General features: G+C 39.5%; 17 protein-coding genes. 8 read left to right on the top strand and 9 right to left on the bottom strand.

The features are described 5' to 3' along the window. Positions 1-13 precede the first annotated feature (13 nt). Genes ACNSN3_RS10310 through ACNSN3_RS10300 form a run of 3 tightly spaced genes read left to right on the top strand, consistent with a single transcriptional unit; the run spans position 14 to position 2,348 of the window. The gene (locus ACNSN3_RS10310) at positions 14-379 is read left to right on the top strand and encodes a DUF3019 domain-containing protein (protein ID WP_418607267.1); all 366 of its coding nucleotides are present in this window, start codon (positions 14-16) and stop codon (positions 377-379) included. Between the two features lie 14 nt (positions 380-393). Next, positions 394-1,086 (top strand): response regulator, encoded by a 693-nt coding sequence (locus ACNSN3_RS10305; RefSeq protein WP_010387984.1) that lies wholly within the window; start codon positions 394-396, stop codon positions 1,084-1,086. A gap of 26 nt (positions 1,087-1,112) precedes the next feature. Then, the gene (locus tag ACNSN3_RS10300) at positions 1,113-2,348 is read left to right on the top strand and encodes an ATP-binding protein (protein ID WP_418607266.1); all 1,236 of its coding nucleotides are present in this window, start codon (positions 1,113-1,115) and stop codon (positions 2,346-2,348) included. A gap of 108 nt (positions 2,349-2,456) precedes the next feature. Here the strand turns inward: ACNSN3_RS10300 and ACNSN3_RS10295 are convergent, their stop codons facing one another. Continuing rightward, a complete protein-coding gene (locus ACNSN3_RS10295) occupies positions 2,457-2,678 on the bottom strand; it encodes a DUF3820 family protein (protein ID WP_008109131.1) in 222 nt (73 codons plus the stop codon). Positions 2,679-2,962: 284 nt separating this feature from the next. Further along, positions 2,963-4,534 carry a cation:proton antiporter family protein gene (locus ACNSN3_RS10290; protein WP_010387989.1) on the bottom strand — a complete coding sequence of 524 codons (1,572 nt, stop codon included), beginning with the start codon at positions 4,532-4,534 and terminating at the stop codon, positions 2,963-2,965. Positions 4,535-4,844: 310 nt separating this feature from the next. Here ACNSN3_RS10290 and ACNSN3_RS10285 point away from each other — a divergent pair, with 310 nt between their 5' ends. Together ACNSN3_RS10285 and ACNSN3_RS10280 are read left to right on the top strand one after the other, a co-directional pair. Continuing rightward, a complete protein-coding gene (locus ACNSN3_RS10285) occupies positions 4,845-5,588 on the top strand; it encodes a sporulation protein (RefSeq protein WP_418607264.1) in 744 nt (247 codons plus the stop codon). A 51-nt stretch (positions 5,589-5,639) separates the two neighbouring features. Then, a complete protein-coding gene (locus ACNSN3_RS10280) occupies positions 5,640-6,083 on the top strand; it encodes a GNAT family N-acetyltransferase (RefSeq protein WP_418607263.1) in 444 nt (147 codons plus the stop codon). Positions 6,084-6,132: 49 nt separating this feature from the next. On the opposite strand, the gene ACNSN3_RS10275 is transcribed toward ACNSN3_RS10280, so the two are convergent. From ACNSN3_RS10275 to ACNSN3_RS10250, 6 genes are all read right to left on the bottom strand, one after another. Further along, entirely contained in the window at positions 6,133-7,488 is a 1,356-nt protein-coding gene (locus ACNSN3_RS10275) for a sodium-dependent transporter (RefSeq protein WP_418607261.1), read from the bottom strand. A 197-nt stretch (positions 7,489-7,685) separates the two neighbouring features. After that, positions 7,686-8,975: an ATP-binding protein gene (locus tag ACNSN3_RS10270; RefSeq protein ID WP_290169650.1), complete on the bottom strand. Its 1,290-nt coding sequence runs from the start codon at positions 8,973-8,975 to the stop codon at positions 7,686-7,688. A gap of 86 nt (positions 8,976-9,061) precedes the next feature. Continuing rightward, positions 9,062-9,766: a response regulator gene (locus tag ACNSN3_RS10265; protein WP_418607259.1), complete on the bottom strand. Its 705-nt coding sequence runs from the start codon at positions 9,764-9,766 to the stop codon at positions 9,062-9,064. Positions 9,767-9,807: 41 nt separating this feature from the next. Beyond that, positions 9,808-10,194, bottom strand: a complete 387-nt coding sequence (locus ACNSN3_RS10260) for a DUF3019 domain-containing protein (protein ID WP_010387996.1) — start codon at positions 10,192-10,194, stop codon at positions 9,808-9,810. Then, entirely contained in the window at positions 10,184-11,041 is an 858-nt protein-coding gene (locus tag ACNSN3_RS10255; protein WP_055013018.1) for a MipA/OmpV family protein, read from the bottom strand. Before ACNSN3_RS10255 ends, ACNSN3_RS10260 begins: the two co-directional genes overlap by 11 nt. A gap of 359 nt (positions 11,042-11,400) precedes the next feature. After that, on the bottom strand, positions 11,401-12,210 hold the full coding sequence (locus tag ACNSN3_RS10250; protein ID WP_010387998.1) for a hypothetical protein: 810 nt from the start codon (positions 12,208-12,210) through the stop codon (positions 11,401-11,403). Positions 12,211-12,325: 115 nt separating this feature from the next. Between ACNSN3_RS10250 and ACNSN3_RS10245 the strand changes: the two genes are divergently transcribed. Together ACNSN3_RS10245 and ACNSN3_RS10240 are read left to right on the top strand one after the other, a co-directional pair. Further along, entirely contained in the window at positions 12,326-13,480 is a 1,155-nt protein-coding gene (locus ACNSN3_RS10245) for a serine hydrolase domain-containing protein (protein WP_418607256.1), read from the top strand. Then, on the top strand, positions 13,477-13,968 hold the full coding sequence (locus ACNSN3_RS10240) for a histidine phosphatase family protein (RefSeq protein WP_418607254.1): 492 nt from the start codon (positions 13,477-13,479) through the stop codon (positions 13,966-13,968). Before ACNSN3_RS10245 ends, ACNSN3_RS10240 begins: the two co-directional genes overlap by 4 nt. A 58-nt stretch (positions 13,969-14,026) precedes the next feature. On the opposite strand, the gene yhbY is transcribed toward ACNSN3_RS10240, so the two are convergent. Further along, positions 14,027-14,323 carry a ribosome assembly RNA-binding protein YhbY gene (gene yhbY, locus ACNSN3_RS10235; protein ID WP_008112687.1) on the bottom strand — a complete coding sequence of 99 codons (297 nt, stop codon included), beginning with the start codon at positions 14,321-14,323 and terminating at the stop codon, positions 14,027-14,029. Positions 14,324-14,411: 88 nt separating this feature from the next. On the opposite strand from yhbY, the gene rlmE reads away from it, so the two are divergent. Further along, positions 14,412-15,041 carry a 23S rRNA (uridine(2552)-2'-O)-methyltransferase RlmE gene (gene rlmE / locus ACNSN3_RS10230; protein WP_010388002.1) on the top strand — a complete coding sequence of 210 codons (630 nt, stop codon included), beginning with the start codon at positions 14,412-14,414 and terminating at the stop codon, positions 15,039-15,041. Positions 15,042-15,096 lie beyond the last annotated feature (55 nt).

The following is a 15,096-nucleotide window of genomic DNA, read 5'->3' as shown; positions in this document are numbered from 1 at the left end:
TATGAAGTGTTTTATGTTGGTTGTGTTTGCAGCTTCATTTTTTAGCAACCTAAGTGTTGCAAAAGCCTCTTCACTTAACGCATCACCCAAAGTCTGTGTGGTTTCCGAACAACAAGAGTTCTGTGATCTTGAGTTAAAATTTAAGTGGCAACTGTCTGAGCCAAGTGATGTGTGTTTATACCAGCAAGATACCCAATTGCAATGTTGGCAAGGGGTAAAAAAAGGGCAATTTAGTTATAAAGCGCGTGTTCAGGTGGAGACCATATACTCCCTGATTAATCCCCTTACAGGTGTGTCATTAGCGAGTGTGCAAGTAGAAGTGCAAACTGCATACGCTAAGAAAAAACATCGGCTACGCTCACCTTGGAGCTTTTTTTAATTTAGGAGCAGTAAATGCCAAAGATATTACTTGTTGAAGATGACTTAGGGTTGCAACAATTAACCAAAGACTATCTTGAGCATAATGGCTTAGAAGTTGACGTATTAGAACGCGGTGACGAAGTGTTTCCTTATCTGAGTGAAAACCATGTTGATTTAATCATTCTAGATGTGATGCTGCCAGGAAAAGATGGCTTTAGTGTGTGCCGGCAAGTGCGCGACAAATACACCTTACCTATTTTAATGCTTACTGCAAAGGGCGAAGATTTTGACCAAGTTATCGGCTTAGAACTCGGTGCTGACGATTACGTTATTAAACCTGCAGAGCCGCGCGTACTATTGGCGCGAATTAGTGCATTATTACGCCGTGGACAGCCTAGCGTAAAAGCCATAGAAGAGCTTAAGTTTGGTGACTTATCAATAGATAAAACTAGCCGTATTGTAAAGCTAAGTGGTGTTGAAATCGTATTAACCTCACATGAGTTTGAATTGCTGTGGTTATTAGCTTCAAATGCAGGAGAAGTGCTCAGCCGAGAACATGTGCACCAACATATGATTGGACGTGAGTACGATGGGCTAGATCGAACCGTTGATGTACGTGTGTCTCGAATTCGTAAGAAGCTTGGTGATAATAGTGATAAACCATACCGTATTAAGACAGTGTGGGGACAAGGCTATTTATTTGTATCAGATGCGTGGGACATGTAATTAATGCAAGGTATTAGGCTAGGTTAATGGGAAAGCTATTTATTAGCCTTTACGTGTATATTATTGCTTCTTTGTTTATTGCCAGTGGTGTTATAGAGCAGCTTTGGCCGTATGATGAATCTGAGCAACATGTTTTGTTAGATAATGAATTTGGGCAGTCGTTATGGCTGCTTTCTCAAACTGCAGATGGTCTTGAGCAGCTAAAGCATAATTTTGATAGCCAAGTTATCGCCCAACAAGATTTGGTTCTCCCTCCTGAACAGCAAACACAATTGGCTCAAAATAATTACCTTTACTTGTACGATAAGCAGCAACGTATTGTTTGGTATGTCACTTTAAATAACTCTCAGTTATTACAAGTAGGTCCTGTAGGTGTTAAAGCTAAAAACACTGGGACCGTGATACCTTATTTATTAGTTTTATTTATTATTAGCTTACCGATAGGGTTATGGAGCTTATTGTTATGGCGAGATTTTGCCAAGCTCAGTCAAGCCTGTGAAGCGGTCGGTGGGGCGCAAGACTTTCAATTAAGCGACAGCTCTAAATCATTCTTTTTACCCATCACTGATACATTAAAAGTAATGCAGCAACGGATTGAGTTTTTACTGAGTGCTCAACAAGAACTGACCTCATCAGTGTCACATGAGTTCAGAACACCATTAGCCCGTTTGAAGTTTGCAATCGCAATGTTAGAGAATAAAGTTCAAGATGGCAAAGCACAGCACTATTTATCTGATATGCAAATGGATATTCATGAGCTGGAATCCTTGGTATCAGAAATGTTGGAATACGCTCGTTTAGATACACAGCAACCAAGCTTGCAATTGGTTCCCTGTGATATCGTCGCATTAATTAAAGCTAATATCGAAAAAGTAACTTTTGATACCCCTATTAAATTAACCACAACGTTACCGAGTCAATTTATAAACGTATGTGATAGTCATTTCATGTCGCGAGTGCTACAAAATTTAATTAGTAATGCACTGAAACATGCTACGCAAACTGTGCATATTAGTTTAACTGCCAACGCCGAAAAGTTATTTCTGGTGATTGAAGATGATGGCCCAGGTATTGCGGATGCTGAACGTGAGAAAGTGTTTAAACCTTTCACCCGTTTAGATAAAAGCCGTGATAAAAAAACCGGTGGGTTTGGATTAGGGCTAGCAATTGTAAATAAAATTATTAGCTGGCATAAAGGGCAGTGTAAGATTGAAGACTCACCATTGGGTGGGGTTAAGTTTATTATCACCCTCGACAACTAAATCCCAAACAATAAAAAAGCGCCATAAAGGCGCTTTTTTTGCGGTTTAAAACCAAAAAATCAACAAGTAGCATATAGATAGACAGACCATTTATAGAAAAGTTCTATTTTATTTACTATTTTTTTCTAGTAATGGCATCAGCATTTGCTCTAAGCCATTAAGCTTCACTTCGTACATCATTGCGAGCTGAGAGCCAAGCTTGCTATCAGGAAAGCCTTGCTGTTTAAACCACACTAAATATGGCTCAGGCAGCAAAAGTAAAGGGCGTCCCGCATACTTGCCAAATGGCATAATGGTGTTAATCGCGATTTTTAGTTGTTGAGGATCCATTACTGACATCTTTTATAAATAATGGGATAAGTGTAAGGGATTTTAAGGAAATAAAATAGGCTGTAACGGGCAAGTAACAGCCTATTGATAGAGGGAGTAGGCCCTCTAATTTGAGAATCTTATTGGTCACTTAAAAGCAAGGGGTCCGTTATTTGTCTTTTATAAAACACAAACTTAGGTATTAGCTTTATTCAACCAACACAGACATTTTACCTGATTTTTTCACCAATAAAATACTCAGATGTAAAGGAATGTAAATGCAATCTATTTGCATCTAAGCCCGATTACGGAAACAAGGTTTGCTTTACATGCTCCGCAAAACCGCTACCAGCCTCTAAATAAAAGTTATAAGTAGAATCTATTCCCATATCTTCTAATTCTTTTTGCTGATCGGGGTAGTTAGCAATCGCAGTTACTTGCCCTTTATAACCTGATGCTTGTAATTGCTCTAAAGCAAAAATATTTTGCATATGCTTAGGCATAGTTAACATGACCATTTCCACATGGGAGTGATTAACGCGCTGCCAAAAATCAGGGTCGGTGGCATCGGCAATTAATACTCTGCGTCCACGTTTAATATGTTTATCGACCACCTCAGGTTTAATATCAATACCTGCAACTACATCAGGGTGAGTTGCGTTTATTGTTTCATAGGCACCAGTGCCAATTCTACCCATACCAAAGATCACTATTTTCGTATCATTTAAGTTTACAGGAAGCTCTTCTGCTAAGCGGGTCTTGCTTTCAAACTTCAATAAGAGGCGTTCAATTTTAACGTACAGCTCGTTAGAGCGTTTATTTAAAGGGGAGGCAATCACAAATGTAATTGATACGGCAATCGCGATAACCGCGAGCCATTCAGAGGTAACCATACCGCTAGATGCAGCAACGGCACAAACAATTAAGCCAAACTCACTAAAGTTAGCCAAACTAAATGCGGTGAGCAAAGAGGTACGAGCTCGCAGTTTAAATAAATTAGTTAGTATGTAGTAAAGCAGCGTTTTAACAGGAATAACCAATACTAAAATTAAAGCAACGACTAAAGAGTGGGCAGTAAGCTCTGCACTTAAACCAATACTTAAGAAAAAGCCAACCAGTAGTATGTCTTTTAGGCTAAGCAGTGATTTAGACAGCTCACCTGCTTTTTTGTGAGGGGCGAACATCATGCCAATGATCAATGCGCCTAAATCGCCTTTTAATCCTGCGAATTCAAAGGCATTGTACCCAGCTACCAATGCAAAGAAAAAACCAAATAGCGGCAGTAACTCACCGTGTTTAGAGCGGTTTAAAACCCAGTACATAATTGGGCGAAACAAAGGTAGTGCAACAATTAACCCTAAAGCCCAAATGTTCGGTACTTTACCTGTACTGACCGCTAAGAATATGACTGCAAATATATCTTGCATAACCAAAATACCAATGGCGATTTTACCGTGCAAACTTGCCATTTCACCGCGTTCTTCAAGTACTTTTACAGCAAATACCGTACTCGAAAAACTTAAAGCAAAGCCGACTAACAATGCACTTTGCCAGCTTAAATCGACAAATAATGGCAGTGCGAATACACCAAGCAGCAACATGAAGCCACTAAACAATGCGCTACTTAAAATAATATGTATGGTGGCAGGAGCCCACACTTGTGGTTTTATAAGGTTAGCAATTTTTAGTTTGAGGCCAATACTAAAAAGTAGCAGTGTGACCCCTAAAGAGGCAATCGTTTCGAGTAGCTCCGTGCTTTTGTAACCCGCTAAATTAAGAATAAATCCAGCCATAAGAAAGCCGATTAGCGGTGGTAACTTTAGCTGATATATACCAAAACCGCAGACGAAGGCGGTAGCAAAATAAATTAGTTCCATAGTTATTAGTATCACTGCACTTGGCATTGTAGTGTAGCGAAAAACAATGCTTATTGACAATTTATCTACTTATTTCCTACTGCTAATTGGCTGATAGTGAGTATTTATCACCTGATTGCTAAAACACCTTTATGTATGCATAAAGGCGGCTGTAAAGTACAAAAAACACACATAAATGGCTGGTTTTATGGTAAACAGCATGTAAATAGCAGTTTTTCGCTGACAAGCGCTTTTAAATGTGGTTAAGATGCCATAACGAAGGAGTTTAAGTGTAAGCAAACAAGTGTATTGCTTAGCTTAAGGAGAAAATATGTTTAAAAAGATTTTAGCATCGGTAGGCATTGGTGCCGCCAAGGTGGATACTATTTTAGAAACCGAGCATCTTCAGCCTGGCCAACTATTCAATGCACAAATTGTTATTAGTGCAGGTGATGTAAGTCAAGAAATTGCGGGTTTAGATTTAATGTTAGTTACTCGGGTTAAAGTAGCCAGTGAAGACGGTGATTACTTTACTAATCATGTTATTGATCAATGGCGCATAACTGACATTGGTACTGTTGAGCCTAGTGAAGTTAAAACTATCCCGTTTGAAGCCCGTTTGCATTCAGAAACACCAATTACTGAAATTAATGCCGGTTATAACCAGTCTTATGTGTGGTTAGAAACAGGGCTTGATATTGACCTTGCGCTTGATCCAACAGATAAAGACCATTTGCACATCTATCCGAATGAAGCAGTTAAAACCTGTATGCAAGCAATGGAGAAGCTAGGATTTAGTTTAGTCAAAGCAGATGTAGAGCAAGGCCATTTACGTGCATCTACTTTTCAATCTGTGTCTGGGTGTTATCAAGAGCTTGAATATCAACCAAATAGTCGCAGCTTATTTGGTATAAAGGAAATTGAACTGTCGTTTATTCCTGAAGCGCATAAAACGCATGTACTGATTGAGTTAGACAGAGCATTTAGAAGTGACGGTTATGTCGATTTAACTATCGAGCATGATCATGTTAACTTATCTCAGTTATGTGATCAGTTAGAGCGATTATTTGCTTAATAAGATTATGGGGCCTTTTAGTAAGGCCCTGTAATAATAAAAGGTGTTTAAATGGCGTTTAAATGTGAGCCATTCTCTGCGCTCGACTCCCAGACCCTGTTTGCAATAATGCGTGAACGTGTTGACGTATTTGTTGTAGAACAAGCGTGTCCTTACCCCGAACTTGATGATGTGGATATTGCAGATGCTACTCGCCACTTGTATTCACTCAATAGGCAAACAGTAAATGCCTATGCTCGTTGTTATGAAAAAGATGCACAGAATAGTGCGATAGGGCGCGTTTTAGTTGCTCAATCACAGCGCAGCTCTGGTTTAGGCAAAGAATTAGTTAGCCAGGCTATTGCCTGTTGTAGGACTCAGTGGCCTACTCGTGATATTTATATAGGCGCACAAACCTACCTACTAAATTTTTATCGCTCATTTGGTTTTGAGTGTGTTGGGGAGGAGTACTTAGAAGATGGCATACCCCATCAAGATATGATTTTAAAGCAGTAGATAATTCTTAATAAATAAAGGCCCACATTAGTGGGCCTTTTTTGTTTTATTAGCTAAGTAAAGAATGTAAAAATACTAAGCTAATGGCGATAGGGCATACAAACTTAGTGTACCAAGGCCATATTTTCCAAAATAAGGTGTTATGTACTTCAGGGTTACCTTGCTGGATTGCTTTGAGCAATGACGACCTGTACCAGATCCACCCTACAAAAATACAACACATAAGTCCTAATAAAGGTTGCGCGACTTTAGTTGTTAAGGTGATCACTAAACCAAATAACGTGCCTAAGTTGCACACTATGGTAATACTAACTATGGCAATTAAAGCACCTATTAACCATGTTGCTTGCACACGCTTCATTGCAAAGCGCTCTACAGTGTACGATACCGGCGCTTCAAGCATTGAAATTGACGAGGTTAGAGCGGCAATACTCATTAATGCAAAAAAAGCAAAGCCAACAAATAAACCCACACCACCCATGCCATCAAATAAGGCGGGTAAAACCTGAAATACTAAGGTGTCTTCTGAAAGTAGTTTACCTGTTGTTGACGAGAATATTTCAACACCTTGGGCTTGTGCAACATACATCGCGGGGATAATCAGTAAGCCTGCTACAAATGCGATGAATACATCAATAAGCGTAACATAAGCCCCCAAAGAGACGAGGTTTTCTTTTTTACTGATATATGAGCCATAGATAATCATTACACTGGTGCCCAGTGACAATGAAAAGAAGGCCTGTCCTAGTGCACTGACTAATAAGGTGGGATCAAAAATAGAAGAAAAGTCAGGGACTAGGTAAGCTTTTAATCCCTCAACAGCGCCTTCTTGAGTCATTACATAGGCAATTAAGGCAAACAAAATACCGAGCAGAGCAGGCATTAAACGTTTTGACCATTTTTCAATACCATTTTCAACACCGCGGCTGATAATAGCAACGGTTAAAATAATAAATACCACAGTAAAAAGAATGTTGCGTGTAAGTGACTGCTCACTTAACCACGAAGATGCCGCATCTGTGCCTATGAGAGTAGTAACCGGCTCTAAAGTCGCACTTAACATCCAACCAGCAACAATCGCATAAAAGCTTAGTATAAAGCCGGCACATAAAATCCCGCCAAAGCCAACAGCAAAGGCAAACTGCTTTTGCCAAGGTTTAGTGGTTAATTTAGTTAGTGAAGAAACCGCATTAGCTTGTCCATGACGACCTATCATCAGCTCTGCCATTAAAGCAGGATAGGCTAAAAAGAAGGCCAGTACTAAGTACGCGACTAAAAAGGCAGCCCCGCCATTACTTGCTGTTTGTGTCGGGAAACCCCAAATATTACCAAGCCCAACAGCAGATCCTGCCGCAGCCATTATAAAACCAAAGCGGGAGCTAAACTCACCTCTTACTGCACTCATATTATTTTGCTTCTCTATTTTTTCGACGCCGTGACAATCTACTGGAATTGTAAAAAAATAAAAAGTGCTTATTTGACTTAGTCGCACAATTATTGCGTTTTATTTTCAGATATAAATAACACGTGCATTTTTTGATTATAAATAGCACGATTTCTTTAATTATATTGCGTTAGTTAGAACGGATGGTAATTGTTTGATTAATATCTAAACCGCGCAATCGTAAGTGTAAAGCAGGCCCCACCAAGGTGCTCACTTTTACTCACTTCTATTGAGCCATGATGCCAATCGGCTACTTTGGCAACGATAGCCAATCCTAACCCATAACTGTTGTCACTGCGATTACGGTGGCTGCGCTCACGGAAGAACGGGCTAAATACTTTTTGATTGTTTTCTTGAGCTATTCCTGGGCCATCATCGGCAATGCTGATCACTAGAGTGTGCTCTTGTAGCGAGGCGGTTACCTTAATGTGATGATGTGCAAAATCGCAGGCATTATTAATTAAGTTAGCGATCGCTCTTGCTAGCCAATGTAAGTCAGCAAAAATAGTATGATCATCACATTCTAAAGAAATATTAAGCGAACGTGCGGTTATTCTTGGTTCAAGCTGCAGCACAATATCACTTAGATATTGTTTAAGGTTTGCTGATGAGTAAGTAAGTTTATTGGCATTTTGTTCCAAAGTAGCAAATGCTAAGTAGCTTTTTAACATTGACTCCATATGATCCAAATCGGTTTCCATACGGGTTAGGTAGTGCTTTATTTTGCTCTCATCCTGGCTATCAAGTGCAGCGTCAACACCAAAGCGTAAGCATGCTATTGGGGTTCTTATATCATGGGATAGGCTCGAGGCCATCAGTTTATTTTCAGCAACTAACTTTTCAATTTGACTTGCCATGCGGTTAAATGTCAGTTCCACATCTTTTATATAGGTAAAGCGAGAGGGCTTAATTCGGGCTTTAACATTACCGGATGCGAACTGTTTTGCCGCATCATTTAATACTGTAAGACGTTTTGCTAAAGGGGTAATAATAAAGCCCATAAAAACACATAAGCCAGTATAAAATAACAAAGTTAAAATTATGTCGTTTCGCTGTATGTTCTCATAAGGCTTATCTAAACGCATGGTTAAATGGTAAGGGCTTAATGCATCATTAGTGTAGAGCATGTAAAAGCCTTGCTCGTCCTCGAGTATTAACCCGCCTTGAGTTTGCATTTTATCTAATAGGGCGGATGGTAATGCGAGCGACTGATTTAATTTGTAGTTAAGAGTCAGGTTAAAATCTTTGGCTAACTTAGTTACCTGTTCTGGTCGTGCCTGTGGCTTTATAGCTGTGAGCTGTTTACTTAGCCCGACAATAATCTGGCTTTGAACGCTAAACTCATCCAAAGGTGCATGTGCTTGTTGGCTAAATGCATCAATAAGCCAACCTAAAACAATAATTGAAAGCAGCGCACTGCCTAGTAGTGAAATATAAAACTTTTTCATTGATACTATTCCATAATAGGCTGGGTGTATTGAAGTGACTTTTATTATTGTCGCGCTTATTATTTTAAGCGCTCAGGCATTAAAACTTACCACGCTGTAGTCACAAACAAATAACCACGCCCCCAAATAGTTTTTATTTTTTCTGGTTTTTGCGGATCATCATTAAACTTTTTACGCAAAGCAGAAATAAGTACATCAACGCTTCTATCTAGGCCGTCATACTCTCTACCTTTGGTTGCTTTAAACACCGCATCACGTGATACAACCTGGCCAGCGTTGCTCGCTAAATAATGCAGTAATAAATACTCTGCGCTTGAAATATTCACATCTTGCTGGTTGAGTGTAACGTTACGAGATTCGGTATTAATACTTAATTGACCAATATTGATCATGCTCTCTTGAGCATCAGTTTTAGGCGTGTCACTGCTATAGCGTAAAGTCGACTTAATACGAGCAAGCAGTGCACGAGGGCGAACAGGTTTTATAATGTAATCTGTGGCACCGACTTCAAGCCCAATGACCTCATCCATTTCTTCATCTCGTGCGGTGAGCATAATTATAGGGGCTTGATAAAAGCTACGTAACTCACGGCATACACTAATACCATCAAGTCCTGGTAACATAATATCGAGTAAAATAAGTTGTGGGTTTAAATGCTTTACTTGGCTTATAACTTCATCACCGCGATGACATACATGCACAATATAACCTTGCTCAGTTAAATACTCAGTTACCCATTGTGCAAGAGAGATATCATCTTCAACCAGTAAAATAGTACCGTAATTATCCATAAGCTTTCTTCGTATACCTGAATGATGTTTATAGTGTGTGGCTAAAATAACCGCCAGCGCCGCTTTTTTTGTCTATTTTGATACACCCATTGTAGTTTAACTTCGCTTACAGCAATCACTTGTGATGTATTACTATCAAACAGCTCAAATGAAATGCTCTGGGTTGAATCAAAGGCGTAATTAAGTGAGCCTTGTCGCTGTTTAAGCCAGCACTGCATAATGTATTTTGAAGTCGCATCGCGTAAACAATAATTTCCTACCTCTGGTTGCTGCCATGATAAGACAACATCGGCATAACATTGACGCCCTTCACGTAAGGCTACACAGGTATCGGGAACGGCAGTAAGTTCACTGGGGGGTTGTGTAGTGGCTGCAAGCAAAGAGCCCGAATATGTAAACAACAAACAGTAAAAAAATCTAAAGTACATAACGCAGGCCTACCTTGGCTTTGTGTTGATATCCTTGGGAAATAATTGGGCTGTCTTCAATTTCTTTTGAAAACCATGTAGTTAGCCAGCCTGCTAAAAATACCCAATCTTGATTGATGGGATATTCAGCATGAAATTCAAACATAATACTGGTACTGGCATCGGTACTATAAATAGGGCGTGCTGGGTTTGCTTCATCGCTATCAATACCAAAGTAATAGTTTGTAAAATCAGCAGAGTAGGCATTCAAGCCAATACCGGAACGAAACTCCCAATTGCGCCAAGGTTGAATATGGCTGAAAAACACATTGGCAACCCAACCATTATGAGCACCGCTAATATCATGTAAATATTCAAATGAAATTTGTGAGTTTTCAAATCGACGTGTTAATCGAAGGCCGGTGTCAAAATCATAGTTACGCTTTTTTATACCACGCAGTGGATCAATTATTCCGTCGTTATAAAAGCCTAAACCTTGTTCATCAAAACCTGCTTGAATGTTGGTGCCTAATAAATCAAGACCCCAATCATATTTGTTAATTAAGCTATAGCCTAAAACAAGTCCACCGCTGAGCTGATTATGGTCAAAATCTAGATAAAAATTATCGTAAGAAACTGCAATACTCAAATCTAGTTCTGCACCAACATCATAGGAGTTCATGCCAACTAAATAAGAGTCTTCAATGTAATAACCTGCGCCAGCGCTCCAATCCCAGGCAAACCCAGTGGTGGGTTCCAAAGTGTTATCGGCATAGTAACGATTACTGGCGCTGCTTTGGGCACTAAAAATAGCGGCAACTAATAAGGCCGCACAACCAAAAGACTGTTTAAGAGAAGTATACGTCATCCTTGGAACCTTAATTAGAGTTTGCTAAAGAAGCTAGGGTCTGTTGACCTTTGCGGATTAAAATTTGTTCAAACTAGGGGCGGTTTAATCGCGGCGCGAAGTTTGTAACCTAGTGGGCTAAGTAAAAACCGAGCAACAAAGAGTAAATCGCCTCTAGGCAGAACCCTTCGGGCAGCGCCTGTTTGGCATTGATGCTGCGTTATCGCCTATTTATGGGGAACAACCACACCACAAAGGCTCTGCCTTGCCTAAATACCAAACAGAGTGCTGCAAATTTAACCTTGAAAGGTCAACAGACCCTAGTATATTGTCAAACTCTTAGCTAAATCTGTAAAAAAATGTAGCGGTCGTCCTAACAACTACTGAACTTTAATTTTATCAATAAGAATACTGCTTAAGTAAAATTGCATCATAGGTGTGAGAGCACTTATTTCGGTGCGTGTACATGGCCCATTTAATTTAGTTAAACGACTCAGTTTTGTAATGGTTTTATAAGCAGGGGCCGTTACTTCATTATTAAGCTCAGCTCGTTTAAGACGAGCCTGTTCGGTGTTGTGCTTGTGTATAAATGCAACAACTTCTAGCTCATTAGTGATCTTCTTTTCTTCGCTAAAGCTATAAACTAAAGGTTCACGATGAAAGCTTGCACTGTCAATTGATGATTTAGCAAACCACACCACATCGCCCGATGCTTTGTGAGTAAGTCGCATACTAACTTGGGCTAATATATTGGCGCATTGTTGCGACGGAAATTGCTGCGCTACTTTTGAAAACAGTGAATATGGCTTTTCTGGTTGTGCTAGGGTGTACTTGGCGTCATCTATAAATTCCAGATCAACTTGATGAATCGCTAACGTGTAATCGCTATTCTCGCTAGTGGTCACCTTAAGCTGTTTATCAATTAAGGCTTGGCTTATTTGAGAGACCAAAGTGTCGGTAACACTTGCACGGTCTACGATTACTCTAACAGTTTGATTTTTTTTCACGTTGTGGGCAGGTAATTGTACCGACTTCACTTTTGGTGAAGCATGCTCAGTTTCATATTTTAACTGATAAGTTTGGCTCTTAAGCATAGGCTTTGCAGGCATTGCTAAAGGCTCTGCGGGTTGTTTAACGACAGCACAACCTGACGCTGATATTATAAAAAGTGATACAACTAAAAAACGCATAAATATTTTACATCCACTCAAAAGCCATTAATCGGACATATTGTACGTTAGTCCGAGTAAAAGTTCATGATATTATAACGGTTGATTATGACTAAAAAAGAAAAATTAGCTAAGAATGAAGTATTTTAACACCTTACCCTTTTACTTTTTTGCCGTGCTCCTTATCGGGACGCATTTACAGGCGAGCGCAAGCACAGATCCTGATTGGGAAGCATTTGTTAAAAGTTATGGACGCTATACAGAAAAAAAACTAAAAATAAAAAAAATCCCAGGAGGGGCGCTATCTATTGTCAACTCACAAGCACGTGACTACATCCATACTATGGGCAATACAAAGGTGCGCGGTGGGCAAAAGATTAACCCGCACACTCGATTTCGTTTAGCCTCCGTATCGAAAACATTTGCAGGGTCGTTAGCGGCTAAACTCGCAAATGAACAGCGGCTCAACCTTTATTTACCTGTTAGTTATTATTTACCGGATTTTAAGCAAACTGACTATAAAGATGATTTAAAAGTTTTTCATATTTTAAGCCATTCTAGTGGGCTAGTTCCTAACGCTTACGATAATTTAATCGAATCGCGGATGGGTTATAAGGACATTGTTGAAAAACTATTGAGTGTTAAACCCATTTGTGACCCTGGTGATTGCTATGGCTATCAAAATGTAATGTTTAGCTTAATAGACGACGTAATTTTAAAAAGTACCAACAAAACCTATACCCAGTGGCTTAATGAGGCGTTTTTTACTCCCCTAGAAATGAATGATGCTAGTTTGGGTTACGATGCCATGGTGCAGGATAATAACTATGCACACCCTCACGTGCGTGGCAAAAAACGTTGGTATAGCGCCCGCTTAAAAAAGAATTATTATAAAGTTGCACCCGCGGCAGGGGTAAACGCCAGTGCTTCAGATATGGCTATTTGGTTAAATGCGCAATTAGGGCAATATCCATCGGTATTATCCTTAAATACATTGGCCACGCAAACACGCCCTTATACTCATACTAAAAAAGAACGCTATAGACGAGTATGGCGAGAGCACATGAACGAAGCCTACTATGGGCTAGGCTGGCGTGTGTATGACTATGATGATGAAACGCTTTATTATCACAGTGGTTGGGTGCAAGGCTACCGCAGTGACTTAGTGGTTTTTCCGCACTTAAATGTAGGCTTTAGTTTGATTTTAAATGCAGAAACTGGGCTCATTAATGAGCTTACTACTGAATTTATAGACCGTTTATTGGCATACAAACGAGGCAAAAAACAATGAGTGTATTGATAAAATCAGCATCGATAGCATTACTATTAATTCTATGCAATCCTGCTTTTGCTGAGCCTGAACAGCTTTATTTGTTTCACCATAGTGAAAAGCAAACAGGCAATAATCCATTTTTAACAGAGCAAGGGCAAGCACGTGCTGAGCATTTGGTTTCGCTAGTTAAAACCCATCCACACATTACGTTATACAGTAGTAATTATAACCGCACATTAAGCACTGCAGCGCCTTTAGCTAGGTATTTTAATATTAAAGTTATTACTTATAATGCTGCTGATTTAACGACATTGAAAAATCAGTTGTTAGCTCAAAGTGGTGTTGTGGTGGTTATAGGGCATAGTAACACCACGCCGCAATTAGCTTCGTTATTGAGTAACCAAACTATTGAGAATATGGATGAGGGGCAGTACGGGCACTATTACTCACTTATTAGGCTTGAGCATGGCAGCTATAAAGCAAACTTGCGAATAATGGATTTTTAATCCATTTATAAAAAAAACCAGCCGCGGCTGGTTTTTTTTATAGCTTTACAACGGACTATTAGCCGCGAGGTAACTGAATTTTTTTCTCTGGGCTTTGACGGTAAAGCACAATCGTATGACCAATTGTTTGTAATTTGGTGGCCCCTGTTTCGCGAACAATGGCATCAAAAATAAGCTTTTTTGTTTCACGATCGTCAGTTGGCACTTTCACTTTAATTAATTCGTGAATTTCTAGTGCGCTTTGGATTTCAACTACTACGCCTTCGGTTAAACCGTTAGAACCTAGTAAAACTACAGGCTTAAGGCTATGTGCCTGGCCTTTTAAAAACTGCTTTTGTTTGTTTGATAATGTCATGATATTACAAATTTTGCTGAATATGGCTTGAATTAAGGGTATTCTAACGCCATCTAGAGAATATTACTAATTAGTTGCGTGTTAATTTATGACAAATAAAAAACAGTCAGCCAGTTCACAGCGTTGGCTTAAAGAACATTTTGATGATAAATATGTTCAAGAAGCGCAAAAAAAAGGCTGGCGCTCTCGAGCTGTTTTCAAATTAGACGAAATTCAAAACAGAGATAAGTTATTGCGTCCAGCAATGACAGTAGTAGATTTAGGCGCAGCTCCAGGGAGTTGGTCACAATACTTAGCAGAAAAAGTAGGTGACAAAGGCCAAGTGGTTGCGTGTGATATTTTACCTATGGATTCATTAGCGGGTGTTGACTTTTTACAAGGAGACTTTCGTGAAGAAGCTGTACTTGATGCGCTGTTAAAACGCATTGATGGTAAAAATGTAGATGTGGTATTGTCTGATATGGCACCTAACATGAGTGGTAATAACTCGGTTGATCAGGCGGGTAGCATGTACTTGGTTGAGCTTGCACTTGATATGTGTCACCAAGTTTTAAAGAAAAATGGCGCGTTTATTGTTAAAGTATTCCAAGGTGAAGGCTTTGATCAGTATTTGCAAGATGTACGTAATAGTTTTAAAGCAGTGAAGATACGTAAACCGGATGCCTCGCGTCCCCGTTCTCGGGAAGTATATATAGTAGCGACTGGATACAAACTGTAGTACAGTTGCTTGGCGTTTAGTTGAATTTAAATTAATTGGATACAAGAGGTTAACC

Origin of the sequence: Pseudoalteromonas sp. US3C1004, assembly GCF_048401065.1 — a bacterium.
GTDB classification, from domain to species: domain Bacteria; phylum Pseudomonadota; class Gammaproteobacteria; order Enterobacterales; family Alteromonadaceae; genus Pseudoalteromonas; species Pseudoalteromonas undina.
This window is presented reverse-complemented; position numbering and strand designations above follow the sequence as displayed.